Origin of the sequence: Enterobacter wuhouensis (assembly GCF_035835995.1) — a bacterium.
GTDB lineage: Bacteria > Pseudomonadota > Gammaproteobacteria > Enterobacterales > Enterobacteriaceae > Enterobacter > Enterobacter wuhouensis.
Genome location: NZ_CP142124.1, coordinates 3,231,452 through 3,257,884, shown reverse-complemented (window position 1 = coordinate 3,257,884; position 26,433 = coordinate 3,231,452). Strand labels below are relative to the sequence as shown.

The 26,433-nt window shown below is 56.6% G+C and carries 23 protein-coding genes; 19 read left to right on the top strand and 4 right to left on the bottom strand.

What is annotated here, in order from left to right:
- The first annotated feature begins 2 nt into the window (after nucleotides 1-2).
- Together VPX56_RS15510 and VPX56_RS15505 are read left to right on the top strand one after the other, a co-directional pair.
- Nucleotides 3-662: a sugar phosphatase gene (locus VPX56_RS15510; RefSeq protein ID WP_326467475.1), complete on the top strand. Its 660-nt coding sequence runs from the start codon at nucleotides 3-5 to the stop codon at nucleotides 660-662.
- Nucleotides 663-737: 75 nt separating this feature from the next.
- Nucleotides 738-2,570 (top strand): SLC13 family permease, encoded by a 1,833-nt coding sequence (locus VPX56_RS15505; protein ID WP_131634878.1) that lies wholly within the window; start codon nucleotides 738-740, stop codon nucleotides 2,568-2,570.
- A gap of 53 nt (nucleotides 2,571-2,623) precedes the next feature.
- On the opposite strand, the gene yfbR is transcribed toward VPX56_RS15505, so the two are convergent.
- Together yfbR and alaA are read right to left on the bottom strand one after the other, a co-directional pair.
- Nucleotides 2,624-3,223, bottom strand: a complete 600-nt coding sequence (gene yfbR / locus VPX56_RS15500; RefSeq protein ID WP_131634879.1) for a 5'-deoxynucleotidase — start codon at nucleotides 3,221-3,223, stop codon at nucleotides 2,624-2,626.
- 118 nt (nucleotides 3,224-3,341) lie between these two features.
- The gene (alaA, locus tag VPX56_RS15495) at nucleotides 3,342-4,556 is read right to left on the bottom strand and encodes an alanine transaminase AlaA (protein WP_008500204.1); all 1,215 of its coding nucleotides are present in this window, start codon (nucleotides 4,554-4,556) and stop codon (nucleotides 3,342-3,344) included.
- 937 nt (nucleotides 4,557-5,493) lie between these two features.
- Here alaA and lrhA point away from each other — a divergent pair.
- The 14 genes from lrhA (at nucleotide 5,494) to nuoN (ending at nucleotide 22,063) form a co-directional block, all read left to right on the top strand.
- A complete protein-coding gene (gene lrhA / locus VPX56_RS15490) occupies nucleotides 5,494-6,432 on the top strand; it encodes a transcriptional regulator LrhA (protein ID WP_131634880.1) in 939 nt (312 codons plus the stop codon).
- A 630-nt stretch (nucleotides 6,433-7,062) separates the two neighbouring features.
- Complete coding sequence (gene nuoA, locus VPX56_RS15485; RefSeq protein WP_010433335.1) at nucleotides 7,063-7,503, top strand: NADH-quinone oxidoreductase subunit NuoA; 441 nt, start codon at nucleotides 7,063-7,065, stop codon at nucleotides 7,501-7,503.
- A gap of 15 nt (nucleotides 7,504-7,518) precedes the next feature.
- A complete protein-coding gene (nuoB, locus tag VPX56_RS15480) occupies nucleotides 7,519-8,193 on the top strand; it encodes an NADH-quinone oxidoreductase subunit NuoB (protein WP_003861482.1) in 675 nt (224 codons plus the stop codon).
- 89 nt (nucleotides 8,194-8,282) lie between these two features.
- Nucleotides 8,283-10,085, top strand: coding sequence for an NADH-quinone oxidoreductase subunit C/D (nuoC, locus tag VPX56_RS15475; RefSeq protein WP_131634881.1), 1,803 nt, complete (start codon nucleotides 8,283-8,285; stop codon nucleotides 10,083-10,085).
- Between the two features lie 2 nt (nucleotides 10,086-10,087).
- A complete protein-coding gene (gene nuoE / locus VPX56_RS15470; protein ID WP_119937089.1) occupies nucleotides 10,088-10,588 on the top strand; it encodes an NADH-quinone oxidoreductase subunit NuoE in 501 nt (166 codons plus the stop codon).
- Nucleotides 10,585-11,922 carry an NADH-quinone oxidoreductase subunit NuoF gene (gene nuoF, locus VPX56_RS15465; protein ID WP_014071106.1) on the top strand — a complete coding sequence of 446 codons (1,338 nt, stop codon included), beginning with the start codon at nucleotides 10,585-10,587 and terminating at the stop codon, nucleotides 11,920-11,922. Before nuoE ends, nuoF begins: the two co-directional genes overlap by 4 nt.
- Nucleotides 11,923-12,036: 114 nt before the next feature.
- A complete protein-coding gene (gene nuoG, locus VPX56_RS15460; RefSeq protein WP_326467469.1) occupies nucleotides 12,037-14,760 on the top strand; it encodes an NADH-quinone oxidoreductase subunit NuoG in 2,724 nt (907 codons plus the stop codon).
- Nucleotides 14,757-15,734, top strand: a complete 978-nt coding sequence (gene nuoH / locus VPX56_RS15455) for an NADH-quinone oxidoreductase subunit NuoH (RefSeq protein ID WP_010433351.1) — start codon at nucleotides 14,757-14,759, stop codon at nucleotides 15,732-15,734. The genes nuoG and nuoH overlap by 4 nt, the downstream gene beginning before the upstream one ends.
- A 14-nt stretch (nucleotides 15,735-15,748) precedes the next feature.
- A complete protein-coding gene (gene nuoI, locus VPX56_RS15450) occupies nucleotides 15,749-16,291 on the top strand; it encodes an NADH-quinone oxidoreductase subunit NuoI (protein ID WP_010433353.1) in 543 nt (180 codons plus the stop codon).
- Between the two features lie 10 nt (nucleotides 16,292-16,301).
- Complete coding sequence (gene nuoJ, locus VPX56_RS15445) at nucleotides 16,302-16,856, top strand: NADH-quinone oxidoreductase subunit J (protein WP_131634883.1); 555 nt, start codon at nucleotides 16,302-16,304, stop codon at nucleotides 16,854-16,856.
- Complete coding sequence (gene nuoK, locus VPX56_RS15440) at nucleotides 16,853-17,155, top strand: NADH-quinone oxidoreductase subunit NuoK (RefSeq protein WP_006176506.1); 303 nt, start codon at nucleotides 16,853-16,855, stop codon at nucleotides 17,153-17,155. The genes nuoJ and nuoK overlap by 4 nt, the downstream gene beginning before the upstream one ends.
- Nucleotides 17,152-18,993 (top strand): NADH-quinone oxidoreductase subunit L, encoded by a 1,842-nt coding sequence (gene nuoL, locus VPX56_RS15435; protein ID WP_119937085.1) that lies wholly within the window; start codon nucleotides 17,152-17,154, stop codon nucleotides 18,991-18,993. Before nuoK ends, nuoL begins: the two co-directional genes overlap by 4 nt.
- A gap of 76 nt (nucleotides 18,994-19,069) precedes the next feature.
- Nucleotides 19,070-20,599 carry an NADH-quinone oxidoreductase subunit M gene (nuoM, locus tag VPX56_RS15430; protein ID WP_131634885.1) on the top strand — a complete coding sequence of 510 codons (1,530 nt, stop codon included), beginning with the start codon at nucleotides 19,070-19,072 and terminating at the stop codon, nucleotides 20,597-20,599.
- A 6-nt stretch (nucleotides 20,600-20,605) separates the two neighbouring features.
- Nucleotides 20,606-22,063, top strand: coding sequence for an NADH-quinone oxidoreductase subunit NuoN (nuoN, locus tag VPX56_RS15425; RefSeq protein WP_131634886.1), 1,458 nt, complete (start codon nucleotides 20,606-20,608; stop codon nucleotides 22,061-22,063).
- 99 nt (nucleotides 22,064-22,162) lie between these two features.
- On the opposite strand, the gene VPX56_RS15420 is transcribed toward nuoN, so the two are convergent.
- Complete coding sequence (locus VPX56_RS15420; protein WP_131634887.1) at nucleotides 22,163-23,167, bottom strand: chemotaxis protein; 1,005 nt, start codon at nucleotides 23,165-23,167, stop codon at nucleotides 22,163-22,165.
- Nucleotides 23,168-23,231: 64 nt separating this feature from the next.
- Complete coding sequence (rbn, locus tag VPX56_RS15415) at nucleotides 23,232-24,149, bottom strand: ribonuclease BN (RefSeq protein WP_326467462.1); 918 nt, start codon at nucleotides 24,147-24,149, stop codon at nucleotides 23,232-23,234.
- 71 nt (nucleotides 24,150-24,220) lie between these two features.
- On the opposite strand from rbn, the gene VPX56_RS15410 reads away from it, so the two are divergent.
- From VPX56_RS15410 to menF, 3 genes are all read left to right on the top strand, one after another.
- A complete protein-coding gene (locus VPX56_RS15410) occupies nucleotides 24,221-24,682 on the top strand; it encodes a GNAT family N-acetyltransferase (RefSeq protein WP_326467460.1) in 462 nt (153 codons plus the stop codon).
- A 53-nt stretch (nucleotides 24,683-24,735) separates the two neighbouring features.
- Complete coding sequence (gene elaB / locus VPX56_RS15405; protein ID WP_131634890.1) at nucleotides 24,736-25,041, top strand: stress response protein ElaB; 306 nt, start codon at nucleotides 24,736-24,738, stop codon at nucleotides 25,039-25,041.
- 96 nt (nucleotides 25,042-25,137) lie between these two features.
- Nucleotides 25,138-26,433: an isochorismate synthase MenF gene (menF, locus tag VPX56_RS15400; RefSeq protein ID WP_326467457.1), complete on the top strand. Its 1,296-nt coding sequence runs from the start codon at nucleotides 25,138-25,140 to the stop codon at nucleotides 26,431-26,433.

Genomic DNA, 26,433 nt, shown 5'->3' with positions numbered 1-26,433 from the left:
GTGTGCAGTGTAAAGGTTTTCTGTTTGATCTGGACGGTACGCTGGTGGATTCGCTGCCGGTTGTGGAGCGTTCGTGGTGCCATTGGGCCGACAGGCACGGCATCGACCATCAGGACGTACTGAATTTCATCCATGGCAAACAGGCCATTACCTCATTGCGGCACTTCTTGGCGGGGCGTTCTGAGGAGGAGATTCAGGCGGAGTTCAAATACCTTGAGCAGATTGAAGCCACCGATACCGACGGCATCACCGCGCTGCCCGGCGCGCGCGAATTGCTTGAGCACCTGAACGAAGCGCAGATCCCGTGGGCGATCGTTACCTCCGGCTCGATTCCCGTCGCCCATGCCCGCCATAAGGCAGCCGGTTTACCGAAGCCTGAGGTGTTCATTACGGCAGAGCGCGTCAAGCGCGGCAAGCCAGAGCCGGATGCGTTTCTGCTCGGCGCCGAGCTGCTGGGGCTTGCACCCGCGGACTGCGTGGTGGTGGAAGATGCCGCTGCGGGCGTGCTGGCCGGGCTGAACGCCGGCAGCCACGTCATCGCTGTGAACGTGCCGGCGGATTCTCTCCGGCTGGACGAGGCCGATTTTGTTCTGACCACGCTGACCGCGATTAACGTCTCGAAGGCACCCGACGGAGATGTAACCGTCTCGCTAAAAATGTAATCCCATGATTTAGCCCCACATTGCTGGGGCTTTTTTATGGCAAAATTCCGTCTCTTCCACTGACAAGGATACGTTGTGAACGGTGAACTGATTTGGGTCCTGAGCCTGCTGTTAATCGCCATCATTCTCTTTGCTACCGGCAAGGTGCGCATGGATGCCGTCGCCTTGTTCGTCATTGTCGCGTTTGTGCTGAGCGGCACGCTCACGCTGCCGGAGGCGTTCTCCGGTTTCAGCGATCCCAACGTTATTTTGATTGCCGCCCTGTTTATCATTGGCGATGGCCTGGTGCGCACCGGCGTGGCGACCATAATGGGCTCGTGGCTGGTGAAGGTGGCGGGCAGCAGCGAAACCAAAATGCTGATCTACCTGATGGTGACGGTTGCCGGGCTGGGGGCGTTTATGAGCTCGACGGGGGTCGTCGCGATCTTTATTCCGGTGGTGCTGAGCGTCTCCATGCGAATGCAGATTTCGCCGTCGCGCCTGATGATGCCCCTGAGCTTTGCCGGGCTGATCAGCGGCATGATGACGCTGGTGGCCACGCCGCCAAACCTCGTCGTCAACAGTGAACTGATCCGCGAAGGTCTGGAAGGGTTTAGCTTTTTTAGCGTCACTCCGCTGGGGCTGGTGATTCTGGTGATGGGCGTAGTCTATATGCTGCTGACCCGCTTTGCGCTGAAGGGCGAGAATCAGGATAAAAGCAAAGACGGCTGGAAAAGACGTACCTTCCGGGATCTGATTAAAGAGTACCGCCTTACCGGTCGCGCGCGCCGTCTCGCCATCCGCCCCGGTTCACCGATGATTGGGCAACGCCTGGACGACCTCAAGCTGCGCGAACGTTACGGTGCAAACGTGATTGGCGTGGAGCGCTGGCGGCGCTTTCGGCGCGTGATCGTGAACGTAAACGGCGTGTCCGAGTTTCGGGCGCGTGACGTGCTGCTGATTGATATGTCCACTGCAGAGGTGGATCTGCGCGAGTTTTGCACGGAACAGCTGCTGGAGCCGATGGTGCTTCGCGGCGAATATTTCTCCGATCAGGCGTTAGACGTGGGCATGGCAGAAGTATCGCTCATACCGGAATCAGAGTTGCTGGGTAAAACCGTTCGGGAAATGGGGTTCCGTACCCGCTATGGCCTGAACGTCGTGGGGCTGAAGCGCGACGGCGTGGCGATGGAAGGGGCAGTGGTCGATGAGCCGATCCTGCTGGGCGATATTTTCCTCGTTGTGGGCAACTGGAAGCTCATCAGCCAGCTTGGCCAGAAAGGCCGTGATTTCGTGGTGCTGAATATGCCCGTCGAAGAGAGCGACGCGTCACCTGCGCACAGCCAGGCGCCGCACGCCATTTTTTGCCTGGTGCTAATGGTGGCGCTGATGCTCACCGATGAAATCCCCAACCCGATCGCGGCAATTATCGCCTGCCTGCTGATGGGGAAATTCCGCTGTATTGACGCCGAAAGCGCGTATAAAGCCATTCACTGGCCAAGCATTATCCTTATCGTCGGGATGATGCCCTTTGCCCTGGCGCTGCAGAAAACAGGCGGGGTGGATCTGATCGTGAAAGGGCTGATGGACGTCGGCGGGGGCTATGGCCCGTATATGATGATGGTCTGTCTGTTTGTCATGTGCGCCTCGATCGGGCTGTTTATCTCTAATACCGCGACGGCGGTGCTGATGGCGCCGATCGCGCTGGCGATGGCGAAATCGATGGGCGTGTCGCCTTACCCGTTTGCGATGATGGTCGCCATGGCGGCCTCTGCGGCATTTATGACGCCGGTCTCTTCACCGGTGAATACGCTGGTGCTGGGGCCGGGGAACTATAAATTCAGCGACTTCGTGAAGATTGGCGTGCCGTTCACCGTGCTGGTGATGGTGGTGTGCGTGGTGTTGATACCGGTTTTATTCCCGTTTTAGCGTGAGCGCAGAAACGTAGGCCGGGTAAGGCGAAGCCGCCACCCGGCTAAAAATTACAACGGAGAGTCCTGGCTAATCTCATCCAGCGACAGATGGAAGCTCGGCACAAACACCTGCATAAAGTAATCCATCTCTTCGCTGCGGCGCGATTCCAGCGTTTTTTCCAGACGCGTTTTCGCCAGTAAAAACTCGTTGTTCCCCGCAGACAGCTCTTCCAGACACTTCAGGTAGGCGCAGAGCGCGTCGGCCTGCTTCACCAGCAGCTTCTCATCTTCAGTGTACTGATGCTCGTCGATCAACGGCTCAAAGATATCGCGCAGCTCCTCCGGCACCATTTCGATCAGCTTTTGTTGGGCAATTTTCTCGATGGCCTTATATTCCTGCGCAATCTGCGAATTGAAATATTTCACCGGCGTAGGCAGATCCCCGGTCAACACTTCTGACGCGTCGTGATACATCGCCAGCAGCGCAATGCGTTCAGCGTTCACCTGTCCGTTGAATTTGCGGTTTTTAATGGCGGCCAGGGCGTGAGCGACCATGGCGACCTGAAGGCTGTGCTCGGATACATTTTCGGTGCGCACGTTGCGCATCAGCGGCCAGCGGTTGATGAGCTTTAGGCGGGAGAGGTGGGCAAAGAAATGACTCTGACTCATAGGTTACCTTTTGTCTTTACTGCGACAGGCGTTCATTGTGCGGGGAGGGGAGGCAAGATGCAAATTTGCGGGTTTTGTAGGCCGGGCAAGCGCAGCGCCACCCGGCTGATAGTGAACGTTACTGATGGTAGCCAGAGAGGAAGCGCCCGAAGCGGCTGATGGCCATTTCGAGATCGTCTTCGCGCGGCAGGGTCACAATACGCACGTGATCCGGCCACGGCCAGTTAAACGCCGTACCCTGAACCAGCAGCACTTTTTCCTGCAGCAGGAAATCGAGCACCATCTTCTGGTCGTCGTGAATGTTAAAGCGCTTCGCGTCAATTTTCGGGAACATATACAGCGCGCCGTTCGGCTTCACGCAGGAGACGCCCGGAATGTCGTTGATCAGCTCCCACGCGCGGTTGCGCTGTTCGTACAGGCGGCCCCCGGGGACGATGAACTCGCTGATGCTCTGATAGCCGCCCAGCGCGGTCTGGATCGCATGCTGCGCCGGCACGTTGGCACAAAGGCGCATTGACGCCAGCATTTCCAGGCCTTCAATATAGCCTTTTGCGTGCTTTTTCGGGCCGTTCAGCACCATCCAGCCCTGGCGGAATCCCGCCACGCGGTAGGTTTTAGACAGGCCGTTGAAGGTAACGGTCAGCAGGTCCGGCGCCAGCGCGGCGATTGAGTGGTGCTGCGCCGCGTCGTACAGGATCTTGTCGTAAATTTCGTCCGCGAAGATGATCAGATTGTGCTGGCGGGCGAGCTCTACGATCTCCATCAGCAGCTCTTTTGAATACACCGCGCCCGTCGGATTGTTCGGGTTGATGATCACGATCCCGCGCGTGCGCGGCGTGATTTTGGCGCGGATATCATCCAGGTCCGGGAACCAGTCAGAGGATTCGTCGCACAGATAGTGCACGGCTTTCCCGCTGGAAAGGGACACTGCCGCCGTCCACAGCGGGTAGTCCGGCGCGGGGACCAGCATTTCGTCACCGCTGTTCAGCAGCGCCTGCATGGCCTGCACGATCAGTTCGGAGACGCCGTTGCCGATATAAATATCCTCAACGGTAACATCACGCATGCCGCGTGCCTGATAGTGCTGCATGATGGCTTTACGTGCGGAGTAGAGTCCTTTTGAATCGCAGTAGCCTTGTGCAGTGGGCAGGTTGCGGATCACATCAACCAGGATTTCATCCGGCGCTTCAAAACCAAACGGCGCGGGGTTACCAATGTTGAGCTTCAGAACCTTGTTGCCCTCTTCTTCAAGGCGCTTGGCCTCTTTCAGTACCGGGCCGCGAATGTCATAACAGACGTTATCTAATTTGCTGGATTTTTCGATAGGGGACATGAACCTTTAACCTTTTCGCTATTATTGCCACTCCCTGCCGTGGAAGTCAGCATGGAACAATGTACTCCCCCCTCGTCTGGTTTTGAAGGGTATACAGAAGAAGATTTCGTGCAATCGGTCAAAAGCTTTGTAATCTATATTACTGGCTGGTCGCCTTTTTAACATGCAAAAATCACGCTTTTAACATGTGTTATGGGTTAATATTCCATATGTTTGCGTTATGACTCTATTTTGTGTTGTGGAAAATAAAGCGTCAGGCGGAAAGCCACCATCAGTTTACCTGAGTGACATTTCGTAAAACCTGAACACTCCATTACGGCTTGATCTAATAGGACGTTCAGGCTAAAAGTTACTCATGTGAAATTAATGTTAAGTGTTATTAATGAATGACCTTAATCTAAATTAAACTTTATTTATTATTAACGATGAAAATGCAACTTTCGTTAATTTTAATAAAATTAGTTTTTCTGGCTGGCGACGGCCTTAAATCCTGAATAGTGCATTAAGACTTATAAATAAAGTGGATTTGGGTTAAGATGTCTTTCAGGGAAGCAGCGCTACGAAACGTTTTTTTCGTATTTCTGAACCTGCATCTCTGAATTAATCGATTGTTATTGTTATAGTTATCTCTGGCCGGACGGTGTGAAACACATCCAGCTACGTTGACAGCGCTGCGATAAAGATGGCAGAAAACGTATCGACCTTTAATGGAATTTACATAAACCTGCAAACATCTAAATATTCTGAACCTTTTAGAGAATAAAAATAACGTCATGAAACGTGATTTCTGACTGTTGATATAAGGCAGCACAATAACTATCTGTCAGGCAGTCTGCCGGGCCGGGACGCGAGGGAAACCTTCAGAGGGAATTGCTTAACTGTTACACACAGCTTCAACCCGGGCAGCTCCGCACGAGCAACCTGAAAGTGAATTGATATGATAAATGCAAATCGTCCGATAATGAATCTCGACCTCGATCTGCTGAGAACGTTTGTTGCGGTCGCCGATCTCAACACTTTTGCAGCAGCTGCTGCCGCAGTTTGCCGAACCCAGTCTGCCGTTAGCCAACAAATGCAGAGGCTGGAGCAGCTGGTCGGTAAAGAGCTTTTTGCCCGTCATGGGCGTAATAAGCTTTTAACTGAACACGGTATTCAGCTACTGGGTTATGCCAGGAAAATACTTCGCTTTAATGATGAAGCATGTATGTCTTTAATGTTTAGCAACCTTCAGGGGGTGTTAACCTTAGGGGCGTCTGATGAGTCTGCGGATACGATATTACCGTTCCTTCTTAATCGAATTAGTTCGGTTTATCCGAAGCTTGCGCTGGATGTGAGCGTCAAGCGTAATGCTTTTATGATTGAGATGCTGAAAGAGAACGAAGTTGACCTCGTGGTCACGACGCATCGCCCGGGGCAATTTGATTGCCTGACGCTGCGAACCTCTCCGACGCATTGGTATTGCGCCGCGGAATATGTTTTGCAAAAAGGGGAGCCTATACCGTTGGTTCTGCTTGATGAGCCGAGCCCGTTCCGCGATATGGTGCTCTCGGCGCTGAACGAAGCCAGCATTCCGTGGCGTCTGGCCTATGTTGCCTCTACGCTACCTGCGGTACGTGCTGCCGTTAAGGCTGGCCTTGGCGTTACGGCGCGTCCGGTGGAGATGATGAGCCCCGATTTGCGCGTGCTGGGTAAAAGCGATGGTCTTCCTGCTCTACCCGATACGGAATACCTGCTGTGCCATAACTCGTCGAGCGGCAATGAACTGGCGAAGCTGGTCTTTGACGCGATGGAAAACTACCATAATCCATGGCAGTACGAGCATGTTACTCCTGAAGGGGGGGACAACTCCCTCATCGTGGAAGGGGACTTTGAGTGATCAATCACTCAAAATTCTGGTAACAAAATGTAAGTGTAAAAAAGAGCCACTCGCGCGAATTTCGCGTGAAGTGGTTTTTTTTTGACAAAAATAACCCTAAGTTAAGCGCGGATTTTGTAAATAAGTCATATTTATCAATGTGGTAAATGTATTTGCGTGAAAAGTGCTCACTTTCTGTTCCAACTTCCATCACATCCCTCGCTTGTTAAAAAAACAGGAAATATGTTGCTGTTTTTTTGATTGAATTAACAAAAGCGTGTCTCAGATCAAGAAAATACTCCTATTTGGGGGGAGGAATCGTTCGCAAATCCTGTCAAAATAGGAGGGTTATTTTTTTTACTTCCAAAACGGACACGATTCAACAACATGCATTTGACGTAAAGTCATGTACCCACCAGGGTTAAAGGGCATGAAATGTTAATGAGAATCGCTCGATGTCATTTAATGTGAAGAAACCTTTGTTAAAGTTGACAAAAGGTTATAGAAAGGAGTAAAAAACCCCATCATTTTGCTGTCTATGTCTCATTTCTGACAGTTAGTGTAAGGTTATTTGTTCCTCCCCATGAATCGATGTGATGCCTATCTGCCAGCAAGAGCAGTGTTGTCGGTATCACTTTTGATGAGTAAGCAATGAGTATGTCAACATCCACAGAAGTCATCGCTCATCACTGGGCATTCGCAATCTTTCTTATTGTAGCCATTGGCCTGTGCTGCCTGATGTTAGTCGGCGGCTGGTTCCTGGGCGGTCGCGCCCGCGCAAGGCACAAAAACACACCTTTCGAATCAGGTATCGATTCCGTAGGTACCGCTCGCTTACGCCTGTCTGCCAAGTTCTACCTGGTAGCCATGTTCTTCGTCATCTTTGACGTGGAAGCGCTCTACCTTTTCGCATGGTCAACGTCCATTCGCGAAAGTGGTTGGGTGGGCTTTGTCGAGGCCGCAATTTTCATTTTAGTGTTACTGGCCGGCCTGGTTTATCTGGTGCGTATTGGCGCGCTGGACTGGACGCCTGCGCGTTCACGTCGCGAACAGATCAACCCGGAAAACAGTATCTCTAATCGTCAGCAGTAACAGCGAGGCAATAAGATGGATTATACGCTCACCCGCATAGATCCTAACGGTGAGAATGACCGTTACCCCCTGCAAAAACAGGAGATCGTAACCGACCCCCTGGAGCAAGAAGTCAATAAAAGCGTGTACATGGGCAAGCTCGAACATGCCATGCACGACATGGTCAACTGGGGTCGTAAGAACTCCATCTGGCCGTACAACTTTGGCCTTTCTTGCTGCTACGTTGAAATGGTGACGTCATTCACTGCGGTGCATGACGTTGCGCGTTTTGGGGCAGAAGTACTCCGTGCTTCCCCACGTCAGGCTGACCTGATGGTGGTGGCCGGTACGTGCTTTACCAAGATGGCGCCGGTCATTCAGCGTCTTTATGACCAGATGCTGGAGCCAAAGTGGGTTATCTCCATGGGCGCATGTGCAAACTCTGGCGGTATGTACGACATTTATTCTGTCGTGCAGGGCGTTGATAAGTTCATCCCGGTGGATGTCTACATCCCAGGCTGCCCGCCGCGCCCGGAAGCCTACATGCAGGCGCTGATGCTGCTGCAGGAGTCTATCGGTAAAGAACGCCGCCCGCTTTCATGGGTTGTTGGCGATCAGGGTGTGTATCGCGCGAACATGCAGTCTGAGCGCGAGCGTAAACGCGGTGAACGTATTGCCGTCACCAACCTGCGTACGCCTGACGAAATTTAATTTGCGCCTGTGGGCCTGGAGACTACCTTCGCATATCACTACTCAAATAGCGCGAAGCCAGGCTTAACAGTCACCACGGACCATTTGCAATGGTGAACAATATGACCGACTTAACCGCGCAAGAAGCCGCCTGGCAGACACGGGATCATCTGGATGACCCAGTCGTTGGCGAACTGCGCAACCGTTTTGGGCCGGATGCCTTTACTGTTCAGGCCACCCGTACCGGGGTACCCGTTGTTTGGGTGAAGCGTGAACAATTGCTGGAAGTGGTCGATTTCCTCAAGAAATTGCCGAAACCTTACGTCATGCTGTTTGACTTACACGGCATGGACGAACGTCTGCGTACGCACCGCCAGGGTCTCCCTGCTGCGGATTTTTCCGTTTTCTACCACCTGATCTCAATAGACCGCAACACGGATATCATGCTCAAGGTGGCATTGTCTGAAAACGACATGCATCTGCCGACGATCACCAAAATTTTCCCGAACGCGAACTGGTACGAGCGTGAAACCTGGGAAATGTTCGGCATGACCTTTGATGGCCACCCGCACCTGACGCGCATCATGATGCCGCAGACCTGGACCGGCCACCCGCTGCGTAAAGACTACCCGGCACGTGCAACCGAATTCGATCCGTTTGAGCTGACCAAAGCCAAGCAGGATCTGGAGATGGAAGCGCTGACCTTCAAGCCGGAAGACTGGGGCATGAAGCGCGGTACCGAAAACGAGGACTTCATGTTCCTCAACCTCGGTCCGAACCACCCGTCTGCGCACGGTGCATTCCGTATTATTCTTCAGCTTGACGGCGAAGAGATTGTCGACTGCGTGCCTGACATCGGCTACCACCACCGTGGCGCTGAGAAGATGGGCGAGCGTCAGTCCTGGCACAGCTACATTCCGTATACCGACCGTATCGAGTACCTCGGCGGCTGCGTAAACGAAATGCCCTACGTGCTGGCCGTTGAGAAGCTCGCGGGTATTACTACGCCGGATCGCGTCAACGTGATCCGCGTGATGCTCTCCGAGCTGTTCCGTATTAACAGCCACCTGCTCTACATCTCGACGTTCATTCAGGACGTCGGCGCGATGACGCCGGTCTTCTTCGCTTTTACCGATCGTCAGAAAATCTACGATCTGGTGGAAGCGATTACCGGTTTCCGTATGCACCCGGCCTGGTTCCGCATCGGCGGCGTGGCACACGATCTGCCGCGCGGCTGGGACCGTCTGCTGCGTGAGTTCCTCGACTGGATGCCGAAACGCCTGGCGTCTTACGAGAAAGCCGCACTGCGCAACACCATCCTGAAAGGCCGTTCACAGGGCGTTGCGGCCTACGGCGCGAAAGAAGCGCTGGAGTGGGGCACAACGGGCGCTGGCCTGCGTGCAACCGGTATTGATTTCGACGTGCGTAAAGCCCGTCCTTACTCTGGCTACGAGAACTTCGACTTTGAAGTCCCGGTAGGTGGCGGCGTTTCCGACTGCTACACCCGCGTGATGCTGAAAGTGGAAGAGCTGCGCCAGAGTCTGCGCATCCTTGAGCAGTGCCTCAACAACATGCCGGAAGGCCCGTTCAAGGCGGATCACCCGCTGACGACGCCGCCGCCGAAAGAGCGCACGCTGCAACATATCGAAACCCTGATCACCCACTTCCTGCAGGTTTCCTGGGGCCCGGTCATGCCGGCGCAGGAATCCTTCCAGATGGTGGAAGCGACCAAGGGTATCAACAGTTACTACCTGACCAGCGACGGCAGCACCATGAGCTACCGTACCCGCGTGCGTACGCCAAGCTTCGCGCACCTGCAGCAGATCCCAGCCGCCATCCGCGGCAGTCTGGTCTCCGACCTGATTGTGTATCTGGGTAGTATCGATTTTGTTATGTCAGATGTGGACCGCTAATTATGCACGAGAATCAACAACCACAGACCGAGGCTTTTGAGCTGAGTGAAGCAGAGCGTGCCGCCATTGAGCACGAGATGCACCACTACGAAGACCCGCGTGCGGCGTCCATTGAAGCGCTGAAAATCGTTCAGAAACAGCGTGGCTGGGTGCCGGACGGGGCGATCTACGAGATTGCAAAAGTGCTGGGTATTCCGGCAAGTGACGTAGAAGGCGTAGCCACGTTCTACAGCCAGATCTTCCGTCAGCCGGTGGGCCGCCATGTGATCCGCTACTGTGACAGCGTTGTCTGCCACATCACCGGTTATCAGGGCATTCAGGCTGCGATTGAGCAGAAGCTCAATATCAAGCCGGGCCAGACCACGTTCGATGGGCGCTTTACCCTGCTGCCAACCTGCTGCCTGGGTAACTGCGACAAGGGGCCGACCATGATGATTGATGAGGACACTCACAGCCATCTGACGCCGGAAGCGATTCCTGACCTGCTGGAGCAGTACAAATGAAAACGGTAATTCGTACTGCTGAGACGCATCCGCTGACCTGGCGTCTGCGCGATGATAAACAGCCGGTATGGCTTGAAGAATACGAAAGCAAAAACGGCTATGCCGGTGCGCGTAAAGCCCTTGGCGGCATGGCGCCGGATGAGATCGTTAACGCGGTGAAAGACGCTGGCCTGAAAGGGCGCGGCGGCGCGGGCTTCTCCACCGGTCTGAAATGGAGCCTGATGCCAAAAGATGAATCCATGAACATCCGTTACCTGCTGTGTAACGCCGATGAAATGGAGCCGGGCACCTATAAAGACCGCCTGCTGATGGAGCAGCTGCCGCACCTGCTGGTGGAAGGCATGCTGATCTCCGCGTTTGCGCTGAAAGCCTACCGTGGCTACATCTTCCTGCGCGGTGAGTACATCGAAGCGGCGGAAAACCTGCGTCGCGCGATTGCCGAAGCCACCGAAGCGGGACTGCTGGGCAAAAACATCCTCGGCACCGGCTTTGACTTCGAACTGTTCGTGCACACCGGTGCAGGGCGTTATATCTGCGGTGAAGAAACCGCGCTGATTAACTCCCTGGAAGGCCGCCGCGCGAACCCGCGCTCCAAGCCACCGTTCCCGGCAAGCTCCGGCGTGTGGGGTAAGCCGACCTGCGTAAACAACGTCGAAACCCTGTGTAACGTTCCAGCTATCCTCGCTAACGGCGTGGAGTGGTATCAGGGCATCTCCTCAAGCAAAGATGCCGGTACCAAGCTGATGGGCTTTTCTGGTCGCGTTAAAAATCCTGGCGTCTGGGAACTGCCGTTCGGTACCACCGCACGTGAAATTCTTGAAGACTACGCGGGCGGCATGCGCGATGGACTGAAATTCAAAGCCTGGCAGCCGGGTGGGGCAGGGACTGACTTCCTGACCGAAGCCCACCTTGACCTGCCGATGGAATTCGAAAGCATTGGTAAAGCGGGCAGCCGTCTGGGTACGGCGCTGGCGATGGCCGTCGACCACGAGATCGGCATGGTCTCGCTGGTGCGTAACCTGGAAGAGTTCTTCGCCCGCGAGTCCTGCGGCTGGTGTACGCCGTGCCGTGACGGTCTGCCGTGGAGCGTGAAGATCCTGCGCGCAATCGAACGTGGCGAAGGCCAGCCTGGTGATATCGAGACGCTTGAGCAACTGTGTCGATTCTTAGGGCCGGGTAAAACCTTCTGCGCACACGCGCCGGGTGCCGTCGAGCCGCTGCAGAGCGCGATTAAATATTTCCGCGACGAATTCGAAGCAGGCATCAAGCAGCCGTTCAGCAATACCCATTCAATCAATGGTATTCAGCCGAACCTGCTGAAAGCGCGCTGGTAGCTCCCCCTCACCCCGGCCCTCTCCCTCAAGGGAGAGGGAGAAAAACGGGCTGAGGGTGATAAAAAGAATTTTGATTAACGCTCGAAGCAATTCGAGCCAACTGGAAGCATGCTAATGGCTACGATTCATGTAGACGGCAAAGAATACGAAGTCAACGGGGCGGACAACCTGCTAGAAGCTTGTCTGTCTCTTGGCCTCGATATTCCGTACTTTTGCTGGCATCCGGCGCTGGGCAGCGTCGGTGCTTGCCGCCAGTGTGCGGTGAAGCAATATCAAAACGCGGAAGACACGCGTGGTCGCCTGGTAATGTCCTGTATGACGCCAGCCACCGAAGGCACCTTTATTTCGATTGATGACGAAGAAGCCAAACAGTTCCGCGAAAGCGTGGTGGAATGGTTGATGACCAACCACCCGCACGACTGTCCGGTTTGTGAAGAGGGCGGTAACTGCCACCTTCAGGATATGACCGTCATGACCGGTCACAGCTTCCGTCGCTATCGCTTTACCAAGCGTACCCACCGTAACCAGGATCTGGGGCCGTTCATCTCACACGAAATGAACCGCTGCATCGCCTGCTACCGCTGCGTGCGTTACTACAAAGACTACGCGGACGGTCAGGATCTGGGCGTCTATGGCGCACATGACAACGTCTACTTTGGTCGTCCGGAAGACGGTACGCTTGAGAGCGAATTCTCCGGTAACCTGGTAGAAATCTGCCCGACCGGCGTATTCACGGATAAAACCCACTCCGAGCGCTACAACCGTAAATGGGACATGCAGTTTGCGCCAAGCATCTGCCAGCAGTGTTCCCTCGGCTGTAACACCAGTCCGGGTGAGCGTTACGGCGAACTGCGCCGTATCGAAAACCGTTACAACGGTACCGTTAACCACTACTTCCTCTGCGACCGCGGTCGTTTCGGCTATGGCTATGTGAACCTGAAAGACCGTCCGCGTCAGCCGGTTCAGCGCCGTGGCGACGACTTCATTACCCTGAACGCCGAGCAGGCGATGCAGGGCGCGGCGGATATTCTGCGCCAGTCGAAGAAAGTGATTGGTATCGGCTCCCCGCGCGCCAGCATCGAAAGCAACTTTGCGCTGCGCGAGCTGGTTGGGGCGGAAAACTTCTATACCGGTATCGCCCAGGGCGAGCAGGAACGTCTGCAGCTGGTACTGAAGGTGCTTCGTGAAGGCGGGATTCATACCCCGGCGCTGCGCGAAATCGAATCCTACGATGCGGTGCTGGTGCTGGGTGAAGACCTGACGCAGACCGGCGCACGCGCGGCTCTGGCGGTTCGCCAGGCGGTGAAGGGTAAAGCACGTGAAATGGCAGCGGCGCAGAAAGTGGCCGACTGGCAGATTGCGGCGATCCTCAACATCGGCCAGCGCGCCAAGCATCCTCTGTTTGTGACCAACGTCGACAACACCCGTCTGGACGACATCGCCGCGTGGACCTACTGCGCGCCGGTTGAAGATCAGGCGCGTCTTGGCTTTGCGATTGCCCACGCGCTGGACAACAACTCTCCGTCGGTTGAGCTGGATCGCGACCTGCAGAACAAGGTCGACGTGATTGTTCAGGCCCTGGCGGGTGCGAAGAAACCGCTGATTATTTCCGGTACCAACGCCGGCAGCGCCGAGATTATCCAGGCAGCCGCCAACGTTGCCAAAGCCCTGAAAGGCCGCGGTGCGGACGTCGGTGTGACCATGATTGCCCGTGCGGTGAACAGCATCGGTCTGGGCATGATCGGCGGCGGCTCGCTGGAAGAAGCGTTAAGCGAACTGGAATCCGGTTCTGCCGACGCCGTTGTGGTGCTGGAAAACGACCTGCATCGCCACGCTTCTGCGGCACGCGTTGACGCCGCGCTCTCAAAAGCGCCGCTGGTAATGGTTATCGACCATCAGCGCACCGCGATCATGGACAAAGCGCACCTGGTGCTCTCTGCGGCAAGCTTCGCAGAAAGCGACGGTACGGTGATCAACAACGAAGGCCGCGCGCAGCGCTTCTTCCAGGTTTACGACCCGGCCTACTACGACAGCAACACCGTGATGCTGGAAAGCTGGCGCTGGCTGCACTCCCTGCACAGCACCGTGCAGAGCCGTGAAGTGGACTGGACGCAGCTCGACCACGTTATCGACGCGGTAGTAGAAAAACTGCCTCAGCTGGCCGGCATCAAAGATGCGGCACCTGACGCAAGCTTCCGCATTCGCGGCCAGAAACTGGCGCGTGAGCCGCACCGCTACAGCGGTCGGACCGCCATGCGCGCCAACATCAGCGTGCACGAACCGCGTCAGCCGCAGGACAAAGACACTATGTTTGCCTTCTCCATGGAAGGGAACAACCAGCCGTCTGCGCCGCGCTCTCAGGTTCCGTTCGCATGGGCACCAGGCTGGAACTCCCCGCAGGCATGGAACAAGTTCCAGGCTGAAGTGGGCGGCTCCCTGCGCCACGGCGATCCGGGCGTGCGCCTGATTGAAGCCTCTGAAACCGGTCTGGACTTCTTCACCACCGTTCCGGCGAGCTTCGAGGCTCAGGACGGTAACTGGCGTATCGCGCCGTACTACCATCTGTTCGGTAGCGACGAAATGTCCCAGCGTTCTCCGGTCTTCCAGACCCGTATGCCGCAGCCGTACATCAAGCTCAACCCGGCGGACGCCGCGAAGCTTGGCGTTAACGCGGGTGCGAACATTGCCTTCAGCTATGACGGCCAGACAATCAGCCTGCCGCTGATTATCTCCGAAGGTCTGACAGCGGGGCAGGTGGGTCTGCCGATGGGTATGCCAGGCATCGCGCCGGTACTGGCGGGTGCGCGTCTTGATAACCTGCAGGAGGCAATAGCATGAGTTGGTTAACGCCGGATCTTATCGACATTCTGCTGAGCATTCTGAAAGCAGTCGTTATCCTGCTGGTGGTGGTCACCTGCGGCGCGTTCATGAGCTTTGGTGAACGTCGTCTGCTCGGTCTGTTCCAGAACCGTTACGGACCGAACCGCGTGGGCTGGGGTGGTTCACTCCAGCTGGTCGCGGACATGATCAAGATGTTCTTTAAAGAGGACTGGATCCCGCGCTTCTCGGACCGCGTGATCTTTACTCTGGCACCGATGATCGCCTTCACCTCGCTGCTGCTGGCGTTTGCTATCGTTCCGGTCAGCCCGACCTGGGTGGTCGCTGACCTGAACATCGGCATTCTGTTCTTCCTGATGATGGCAGGCCTCGCGGTTTACGCGGTCCTGTTCGCAGGCTGGTCCAGTAACAACAAATACTCGCTGCTGGGTGCAATGCGTGCTTCCGCGCAGACGCTGAGCTACGAAGTGTTCCTGGGGCTATCCCTGATGGGCGTGGTGGCGCAGGCCGGTTCATTTAATATGACCGACATCGTCAACAACCAGGCCGACATCTGGAACGTTATCCCGCAGTTCTTTGGGTTTATTACCTTTGCTATCGCGGGCGTGGCGGTGTGTCACCGTCACCCGTTTGACCAGCCAGAAGCCGAACAGGAACTGGCCGACGGTTACCACATTGAATATTCCGGCATGAAGTTCGGCCTGTTCTTCGTGGGCGAGTACATCGGTATCGTCACCATTTCCGCGTTGATGGTAACGCTGTTCTTTGGTGGCTGGCATGGCCCGTTCTTACCGCCGTTCATCTGGTTCGCGCTGAAAACCGCGTTCTTCATGATGATGTTCATTTTGATTCGTGCGTCCTTACCGCGTCCGCGTTATGACCAGGTAATGTCCTTCGGCTGGAAAGTGTGCCTGCCGCTGACGCTCGTCAACTTGTTGGTAACGGCGGCTGTCATTCTCTGGCAGCAGCCATAAGGGGCTTTGAGATCATGACCTTAAAAGAATTATTGGTAGGTTTCGGCACCCAGGTACGCAGTATCTGGATGATCGGCCTGCACGCGTTTGCCAAACGCGAAACCCAGATGTACCCGGAAGAGCCGGTATATCTGCCGCCGCGCTACCGCGGCCGTATCGTGCTGACGCGCGATCCGGACGGCTCCGAGCGCTGCGTTGCCTGTAACCTGTGTGCGGTAGCGTGTCCGGTAGGCTGTATCTCTCTGCAGAAAGCAGAGACGGTAGACGGCCGCTGGTATCCTGAGTTCTTCCGCATCAACTTCTCACGCTGCATCTTCTGCGGTCTGTGTGAAGAAGCGTGCCCAACCACGGCGATTCAGCTGACTCCAGACTTCGAGCTGGGTGAGTACAAGCGTCAGGACCTGGTGTACGAGAAAGAGGATCTGCTGATTTCCGGTCCGGGCAAATACCCGGAATATAACTTCTACCGGATGGCGGGTATGGCAATCGACGGCAAAGATAAGGGCGAAGCAGAGAACGAAGCTAAGCCTATCGACGTCAAGAGCCTGTTACCGTAAGGAGAGGGCAATGGAATTCGCTTTTTATATCTGTGGCCTTATCGCCATCCTGGCTACGCTGCGAGTGATCACGCACACCAATCCGGTGCATGCGCTGCTGTACTTAATCATTTCGCTGCTGGCCATTTCTGGGGTGTTCTTTGCGCTGGGCGCGCACTTCGCCGGTGCGCTGGAAATCATCGTCTACGCCGGTGCCATCATGGTGCTGTTCGTGTTCGTGGTGATGATGCTGAACCTGGGCGGCTCTGAAATTGAGCAGGAACGTCAGTGGCTTAAACCGCAGGTGTGGATTGGTCCGGCAATTTTGTCGGCCATCATGCTGGTGGTGATTGTTTACGCCATTCTGGGCGTGAACGATCAGGGCATCGACGGCACGCCAATCAGCGCTAAGGCTGTGGGCATCGCCCTGTTTGGCCCGTACGTTCTGGCGGTTGAACTGGCGTCAATGCTGCTGCTGGCGGGCCTGGTTGTTGCCTTCCACGTCGGTCGTGAAGAGCGCATTGGTGAGGTGCTGAGCAACCGCACCGATGACCGCGCGAAGAGAAAAACGGAGGAGCGCGCATGATCCCCTTAACACATGGACTGATCCTCGCTGCGATTTTGTTCGTTCTGGGCTTAACCGGTCTGGTTATCCGCCGCAATCTGCTGTTTATGCTGATCGGTCTGGAAATCATGATTAACGCCTCCGCGCTGGCCTTCGTGGTCGCCGGGAGCTACTGGGGCCAGGCCGACGGTCAGGTGATGTACATTCTCGCCATCAGCCTTGCGGCTGCCGAAGCGAGTATTGGCCTGGCGCTGTTGCTGCAGCTCCATCGTCGCCGCCAGAACCTGAACATCGATTCAGTAAGTGAGTTGCGTGGATGAACATGCTTGCCTTAACCATTATTTTTCCGCTGATTGGCTTCGTGCTGCTGGCGTTTTCTCGCGGCCGCTGGTCTGAGAATCTGTCTGCGACCGTGGGCATCGGCTCCATCGGTCTGGCTGCGCTGGTCACGGCGTATGCGGGTATCGACTTCTTAAATAGCGGACGTCAGCCTTTCAGCGTGCCGCTGTGGACCTGGATGTCGGTCGGTGATTTCAACATCGGTTTCAACCTGGTGCTGGATGGTCTGTCTCTGACCATGCTCTCCGTGGTCACCGGCGTGGGCTTCCTGATCCACATGTTCGCCTCCTGGTATATGCGCGGTGAAGAGGGGTATTCCCGCTTCTTCGCCTACACCAACCTGTTTATCGCCAGCATGGTTGTTCTGGTGTTGGCCGATAACCTGCTGCTGATGTACCTGGGCTGGGAAGGCGTGGGTCTGTGTTCATACCTGCTGATCGGCTTCTACTACACCGATCCGAAGAATGGCGCAGCGGCCATGAAGGCGTTCGTCGTGACCCGCGTGGGTGACGTGTTCCTCGCTTTCGCGCTGTTCATTCTTTACAACGAACTGGGCACGCTGAACTTCCGCGAAATGGTGGAACTGGCGCCGGCGCACTTCGAAGCAGGCAACAACATGCTGTGGTGGGCAACGCTGATGCTGCTGGGTGGTGCCGTGGGTAAATCCGCGCAGCTGCCGCTGCAGACGTGGCTGGCCGACGCGATGGCGGGTCCTACCCCGGTCTCCGCGCTGATCCACGCCGCGACCATGGTCACCGCCGGTGTCTACCTGATTGCGCGTACCCATGGCCTGTTCCTGATGACCCCGGAAATTCTGCATCTGGTGGGTATCGTGGGCGCGGTCACGCTGGTGCTGGCAGGCTTTGCCGCGCTGGTGCAGACCGACATCAAGCGCGTTCTCGCGTACTCCACCATGAGCCAGATTGGCTACATGTTCCTGGCGCTGGGCGTTCAGGCGTGGGACGCGGCCATTTTCCACCTGATGACGCACGCGTTCTTTAAAGCGCTGCTGTTCCTCTCGTCCGGTTCCGTGATCCTGGCCTGCCACCACGAGCAGAACATCTTCAAGATGGGCGGACTGCGTAAGTCCATCCCGCTGGTGTATGTCTGCTTCCTGGTAGGCGGCGCGGCGCTGTCGGCGCTGCCGCTGATTACCGCAGGCTTCTTCAGTAAGGACGAAATCCTTGCGGGTGCCATGGCGAATGGTCATATCAATCTGATGGTAGCGGGTCTGGTCGGTGCGTTCATGACCTCCCTGTATACCTTCCGTATGATTTTCATCGTATTCCACGGTAAAGAACAAATTCACGCTCACGCAGGGAAGGGGATCACCCACCACCTGCCGCTGATTGTGCTGCTGGTACTCTCCACCTTCGTTGGCGCGATGATTGTGCCACCGCTGCAGGGCGTACTCCCGGCAACAACCGAGCTTGAGCACGGTCGCGTTCTGACGCTTGAAATCACCTCCGGCGTGGTCGCTATCGCGGGCATCCTGATTGCGGCATGGCTGTGGCTGGGCAAACGTACGCTGGTGACTGCCGTTGCCAACAGTGCGCCAGGCCGTCTGCTGGGCACCTGGTGGTACAACGCGTGGGGCTTCGACTGGCTGTACGACATGATCTTCGTTAAGCCGTTCCTGGGCATCGCGTGGCTGCTGAAGCGCGATCCGCTGAACAGCCTGATGAACATCCCGGCGATCCTGTCCCGCTTTGCAGGTAAAGGCCTGCTGTACAGCGAGAACGGTTACCTGCGCTGGTATGTGGCGTCCATGAGCATCGGTGCGGTTGTTGTGCTGGCGCTGTTGATGGTGTTGCGTTGATCGTTAAGTGAATTTTATTCGAATTCGTTGAAAATCAGGCCCCTGCTGGGGGCCTTAAAAAGGAATGTAAATCGCCATGTTACTACCCTGGCTAATATTAATTCCCTTCATCGGCGGCTTCCTGTGCTGGCAGACTGAACGCTTTGGCGTGAAGATGCCGCGCTGGATCGCGCTGATCACCATGGGATTGACGCTCGCGCTTGGCCTGCAACTGTGGTTGCAGGGCGGTTACTCACTGACCCAGTCTGCGGGTATTCCGCAGTGGCAGTCTGAGTTTATCCTGCCGTGGATCCCACGTTTCGGCATTACGATCCACCTGGCAATCGACGGCCTGTCGCTGCTGATGGTGGTGCTGACCGGCCTCCTCGGCGTTCTGGCGGTACTCTGCTCCTGGCGAGAAATCGAAAAATACCAGGGCTTCTTCCACCTGAACCTGATGTGGATCCTGGGCGGCGTGATCGGCGTGTTCCTTGCCATCGACATGTTCCTGTTCTTCTTCTTCTGGGAGATGATGCTGGTGCCGATGTACTTCCTGATCGCGCTGTGGGGCCACAAGGCGTCCGACGGTAAAACGCGCATCACGGCGGCAACCAAGTTCTTCATCTACACCCAGGCGAGCGGTCTGGTCATGCTGATTGCTATCCTGGCGCTGGTGTTCGTTCACTACAACGCGACCGGCGTCTGGACCTTCAACTACGAAGAGCTGCTGAAGACCCCGATGTCTCACGGCGTGGAATACCTGCTGATGCTGGGCTTCTTCATCGCCTTCGCGGTGAAAATGCCGGTGGTTCCGCTGCACGGCTGGCTGCCAGACGCGCACTCCCAGGCGCCAACGGCGGGTTCCGTTGACCTGGCGGGCATCTTGCTGAAAACCGCGGCCTACGGCCTGCTGCGTTTCGCACTGCCGCTGTTCCCGAACGCCTCCGCAGAGTTCGCACCGATTGCCATGTGGCTCGGCGTGATCGGTATCTTCTACGGCGCGTGGATGGCCTTCACGCAGTACGACATCAAGCGTCTGATTGCCTACACCTCCGTTTCCCATATGGGCTTCGTGCTGATTGCCATCTACACCGGCAGCCAGCTGGCGTATCAGGGCGCGGTCATTCAGATGATTGCGCACGGTCTCTCCGCAGCCGGTCTGTTCATTCTGTGCGGTCAGCTGTACGAACGTCTGCACACCCGCGACATGCGTATGATGGGCGGCCTGTGGGGCAAAATGAAATGGCTGCCTGCGCTCTCCATGTTCTTCGCGGTGGCGACGCTGGGTATGCCGGGCACCGGTAACTTCGTCGGCGAATTTATGATTCTGTTCGGCAGCTTCAAGGTGGTTCCGATGATTACCGTCATCTCCACCTTTGGCCTGGTGTTTGCTTCCGTTTACTCGCTGGCGATGCTGCATCGCGCCTACTTCGGTAAAGCGAAGAGCGAAATTGTTGCAAAAGAACTGCCGGGGATGTCGCTGCGCGAGCTGTTCATCATCCTGCTGCTGGTCGTACTGCTGGTGCTGCTGGGCTTCTATCCGCAGCCGATTCTGGATACCTCGCATTCCGCGATGGGTAACATCCAGCAGTGGTTTGTTAATTCTGCTTCTACTACAAGGCCGTAATTCGCCATGACAATAACTCCACAACAACTGATCGCGCTGCTACCGCTGCTGATCGTCGGATTGACGGTGGTGGTTGTGATGCTCTCCATTGCGTGGCGACGCAATCACTTCCTGAATGCGACCCTGTCCGTTTTGGGTCTGAACGCTGCGTTAGTCTCCCTCTGGTTTGTTGGCCAGGCGGGCGCGATGGACGTCACGCCGCTGATGCGCGTTGACGGTTACGCCATGCTGTACACCGGTCTGGTGCTGCTGGCGAGCCTGGCAACCTGCACCTTTGCGTACCCGTGGCTTGAAGGCTACAACGACAACAAAGAAGAGTTTTACCTGCTGGTACTGATTGCCGCACTGGGCGGCATTCTGCTGGCGAACGCGAACCACCTGGCCGCGCTGTTCCTCGGTATTGAGCTGATCTCACTGCCGCTGTTCGGCCTGATTGGTTACGCCTTCCGCCAGAAGCGCTCTCTGGAAGCGGCGATCAAATACACCATCTTGTCCGCTGCCGCGTCGTCGTTCCTGCTGTTCGGTATCGCGCTGCTGTACGCACAGACGGGGAATCTCTCCTTCCTGGCCATCGGCAAGAGCCTCGGCGACGGCATGCTGCACGAGCCGCTGCTGCTGGCGGGTCTGGGCATGATGATCGTGGGCCTCGGCTTCAAGCTCTCTCTGGTGCCGTTCCACCTGTGGACGCCAGACGTATACCAGGGCGCTCCGGCGCCGGTGTCGACCTTCCTGGCGACGGCGAGCAAAATCGCTATCTTCGGTGTGGTGATGCGTCTGTTCCTGTACGCGCCGGTAGGTGACAGTGAAGCGGTTCGCGTGGTGCTGGGCATTATCGCGTTCGTCTCCATCATCTTCGGTAACCTGATGGCGCTGAGCCAGACCAACATCAAGCGTCTGCTGGGCTACTCGTCTATCTCCCACCTGGGCTACCTGCTGGTGGCGCTGATTGCGCTCCAAAGCGGCGAGATGTCGATGGAAGCCGTGGGCGTGTATCTGGCGGGTTACCTGTTCAGCAGCCTCGGCGCCTTCGGCGTGGTGAGCCTGATGTCCAGCCCGTACCGTGGCCCGGATGCAGATTCACTGTTCTCCTACCGCGGTCTGTTCTGGCACCGTCCGATTCTATCTGCGGTGATGACGGTGATGATGCTCTCGCTGGCCGGTATCCCGATGACGCTGGGCTTTATCGGTAAGTTCTACGTGCTGGCCGTCGGTGTTAATGCGGGTCTGTGGTGGCTGACGGCGGGTGTCGTTATCGGCTCCGCGATTGGTCTCTACTACTACCTGCGCGTTGCCGTGAGCCTGTACCTGAGCGCGCCTCAGCAGCTCAACCGCGATGCGCCGACCAACTGGCAGTACAGCGCCGGGGGGATTGTGGTACTGATCTCCGCGCTGCTGGTGCTGATCTTCGGTATCTATCCGCAGCCGCTGATTGATATCGTGCAGCGAGCGATGCCATTAATGTAAAAACAAAAAACCCGCCTCGGCGGGTTTTTTATTGCCCAGCGGCGCTACGCTTGCAGGGCCTACGGGTTTTGTAGGTCGGGTAAGCGAAGCGCCACCCGACTAAGCCAGCTGCTTCCGGCTGATCAACGGCCCGTCTATCTTCTTCATCGAGCGGTCCAGCACTTCCTCAATCACCGACGACAGCTCGTTCAGCTCAAACTTCGCCACGTAGCCGTCGGCCTTCACCTTGCGAATATGATCCTCGTTGGCGTTGCCGGACAGAGATGAGTGGATCACCACCGGAATATCCTTCAGGAACGGATCGGTCTTGATTTTGCGCGTCAGCGTAAAGCCGTCCATCTCCGGCATTTCCAGGTCGGTCAGCACCAGCGCGATTTTATCGGTGATCGGCACGCCCTCGGCCTGAGCCTGCGCGGCCAGCACGCCAATTTTCTCCCACGCGTCCTTCCCGGTGATGTGCAGCTGGGCCGGGATTTCCATCGCCTGCAGGCCTTTCTCCAGCATCGAGCGCGCCACTTTGGAGTCTTCCGCCACAATGGCGACCGAGCCCGGCTTGATGTTGAATTTGGTGGTTTTCAGGTTGGTGGCGTGCAGGTCGTGGTTCGCCGGGGTGATGTCATACAGGATCTGCTCAACGTCCAGAACCATCGCCAGATCGTTGGTATCGGTCTTCTCGTCGAGGCAGGCGATGCTGGTGATGTAGCGCCCGCTGACGGCGGTTTCGGCGGCGTGAACCTGCTTCCAGTCGAGACGCATGATGTTCTCAACGGACTCCACGGCAAACGCCTGCACGCTGCGGGCGTATTCGGTGATCAGCAAAATGTTCAGTCCGGTCGTCGGTTTGCACCCGGCGACGGCAGCGAGGTCAATGACCGGGATCACCTGGTCGCGAATGTTCACCATCCCCATCAGCGGCGACTTCATGCCGGCGGGTTTGGTGAACTCCGGCATCGGCACGATTTCGCGCAGCTTGAACACGTTAATGCCAAACAGCTCGGATTTGTTTTCGTTCAGAGAGGTGCCAAGACGGAACAGCAACAGTTCAAAACGGTTGGACAGGGTGAGATTCGCCCTGTCATCAATATCTTTCTGGAAATTATCCATTCTACCCTCAAGAGAAATGCTGACCTTTTAATCGTTATCGGCATCCTGAGGGAAAAATGAAGGACTAAACGCTGACCTGAGTAAAATCTTCCGCCAGCACGCACTCAGAGAACACCTCGCGGCACTCTGCCAGCAGGCGTTCACATCCCTGCGCGTCGTAGCGTGAGCTTACGTGAGTGACGATCAGCTTCCCGACGCCCGCCTCACGCGCCAGCCGTGCAGCCTGGCGCGTCGAGCTATGGCCGCGACCGTTGGCTTTCTCTTCCATCGCCGCTTCCAGCGTGGCTTCGTGCACCATGACGTCCACGCTCTGAGCCAGCGAAAGCGCAGCGGCACAAGGTGCTGTATCACCAAAAATTGCCAGCTTTTTCCCCGGCTGAGGCGCAGAAAGATAGTCCTGCCCGTTCACCGCGCGCCCGTCTTCCAGCGTGACGGTTTCGCCCTGCTTCAGGCGCTGGAAGAGCGGGCCCGGCTTCACGCCGTCGGCGATTAACGCAGCGGCGTTTAGCGCGCCGGGTTTATCCTGCTCCTCTATGCGGTAGCCGTAGCACTCAACCGGATGATTCAGCGGATAGGCGGTCACCCTGTAATCGCCGTCATCGAACGCCAGACCTTCTGCAATCTCGACAACCTCCAGCGGATAATCCGTCCACGAGCCGCTCAGGCGCAGCGTGGTTTCAACAAACTCGGCAATACCTTTCGGACCGTAGATCGTGAGCGGATGCGCAATGCCCGCCATCGAGCGGCTGCACAGCAGGCCGGGCAGGCCAAAAAGATGATCGCCGTGCAGGTGGGTGATAAAAATCTTGTCCAGCTTGCCCGGATGGTACGCGGTGCGCAGCAGCTGGTGCTGCGTCCCTTCACCGCAGTCAAACAGCCACAGCCCGCCGCGGGTGGGATGCTGCAAATCCAGCAGGATTGCCGTCACATTTCGCGACCGGGTCGGCACGCCAGCGGACGTACCCAGAAAAATCAGTTCCATAACGCAATCAGCCCTTTGCCGAATGGGAAGGGGTTTAGTATAACGTGATGAACCCCAGGAAGGAGACAGACATGATTCAGTGGCAAGATTTACACCATAGCGAGCTTACCGTTCAGTCACTTTACGCGCTGTTAAAACTGCGCTGCGAAGTGTTTGTTGTAGAACAAACCTGCCCGTATCTGGATATCGACGGTGATGACCTGGTCGGAGAAAACCGCCATGTACTCGGCTGGCGCGATAACGAGCTGGTGGCGTATGCGAGGATTCTGAAAAGCGCCGATGATTTTGAGCCGGTGGTCATTGGCCGGGTCATCATTAGCGGCAACGCGCGCGGCGAAAAGCTGGGCTATCAGCTGATGGAAAAAACGCTCTCATCCTGCGAAAAACAGTGGCCTGACAGGGCGTTATACCTGGGCGCGCAGGCACATCTTCAGTCATTCTATGCGCACTTTGGCTTTGCCCCGGTGACCGACGTTTACGACGAGGATGGCATACCGCACGTTGGCATGGCGCGGGAAGCGAAGCAGGCGTAATCGCACGTCGTTGGCTATAGTTAGCGGACTGGTGTAACAACATGGAGAAAAATATGTCATTTCAATCCTGGGATACCCGTATCGACGACGACCTGGCCTTGCTGAGCGAAACGCTGGAAGAGGTGCTGCGTTCGTCGGGCGACCCTGCCGATCAGAAGTATATTGAGCTGAAGGCGCGTGCCGAACAGGCGCTGCATGAAGTGAAAAACCGCGTCAGCCATGCGTCTGACAATTACTACTACCGGGCCAAAAAAGCGGTATATCGTGCCGATGATTACGTGCATGAGAAACCGTGGCAAGGCATCGGCGCAGGTGCCGCCGTGGGGCTGGTGCTGGGGCTACTGTTAGCCCGCCGTTAACGGCGCTTAAAAACCTTAACCACTCCCTATACGTGGGTACTGCTATTTTCGGTCAGTACCCCGTATAATGCGAGGTTTCAACAGGGAGAGGTTCGCGTGCATTCGATTTTCCTCGCGCTGGAACGTCTGCGCAGCCAGCTTGCGCAAGCGCTACCCGCTACACCCGGTATGCGTCATTTCGACGTCTCTTTCCCATTGAACGATGCTTTCGATCCCCTGGCCTGGCTGGGTGCTCAGCAAATCTATCCTCAATTCTACTGGCAGCAGCGCAACGGTGATGAAGAACTCGCCGCGCTCGGTGCCGTTGCCCACTTTGACGCACTCTCGTCGGCCTCGCAGTTTTTGCAGCAGCAGAACGCGGCGCCCGATACGCGCATCTGCGGCCTTAACGCCTTTAATCCTGAGCAGGGGAACCTGTTTTTACCGCGCCTGCTCTGGCGACGTCAGGGCGGGGCTGCCACGTTGCGCCTGCAGCTGTGGAGCGACAGCTCGCTTGCGGACGATGCGATCGTCGCGCAGGCATTTTTACTCCAGCTCCGGGACGCTAGCCCCATCCGCCCGCTGTCGGTGCAGGTTATACAGGAGAGGCATCAGCCGCAAAAATCCGTATGGCTGCGTCTTATCCACCAGGCAACGGACGCTATCGCGCGCGGTAATTTTGAAAAGGTGGTGCTCGCCAGGGCCACCGATCTGCAGCTCAATCAATCCCTTAACGCCGTTGCGTTGATGGCCGCCAGCCGCGCGCTCAATTTAAACTGCTATCATTTTTGCATGGTATTTGATGCCCGCAGCGCGTTTCTCGGCTCCACGCCGGAGCGCCTGTGGCGGCGTCGCGGCACCCTGCTGCGCACCGAGGCGCTGGCAGGAACGGTTGCCGGCCACGGCGACGATAGCCAGGCGCAAAAGCTGGGCGACTGGCTGATGAAAGATGATAAAAATCAGCGTGAAAATATGCTGGTGGTGGAGGATATCTGCGAGCGATTGCAGCATCATACCCGCACCCTTGAGGTGCTGCCCGCCCAGGTTGTACGCCTGCGTAAGGTCCAGCACCTGCGCCGCTGTATCTGGACCGCGCTAAAACAGGCCGACGATGCGCTGTGCCTGCACGTGCTACAGCCGACGGCGGCCGTCGCCGGGCTACCGCGTCAGGCGGCGCGCGAATTTATTGATGATGTCGAACCCTTCGATCGCGAGTGGTATGCCGGATCGGCCGGGTATCTGTCGCCCGAGCAAAGCGAGTTCTGTGTGGCGCTACGCTCCGCGCGCGTTCAGGATGCTCAGCTTCGGCTCTACGCTGGGGCAGGGATTGTCAGCGGATCAGACCCGGAACAGGAGTGGCAGGAAATAGAAAACAAAGCCGCCGGGCTGCGTTCTCTGCTCCTTAGGGATTAA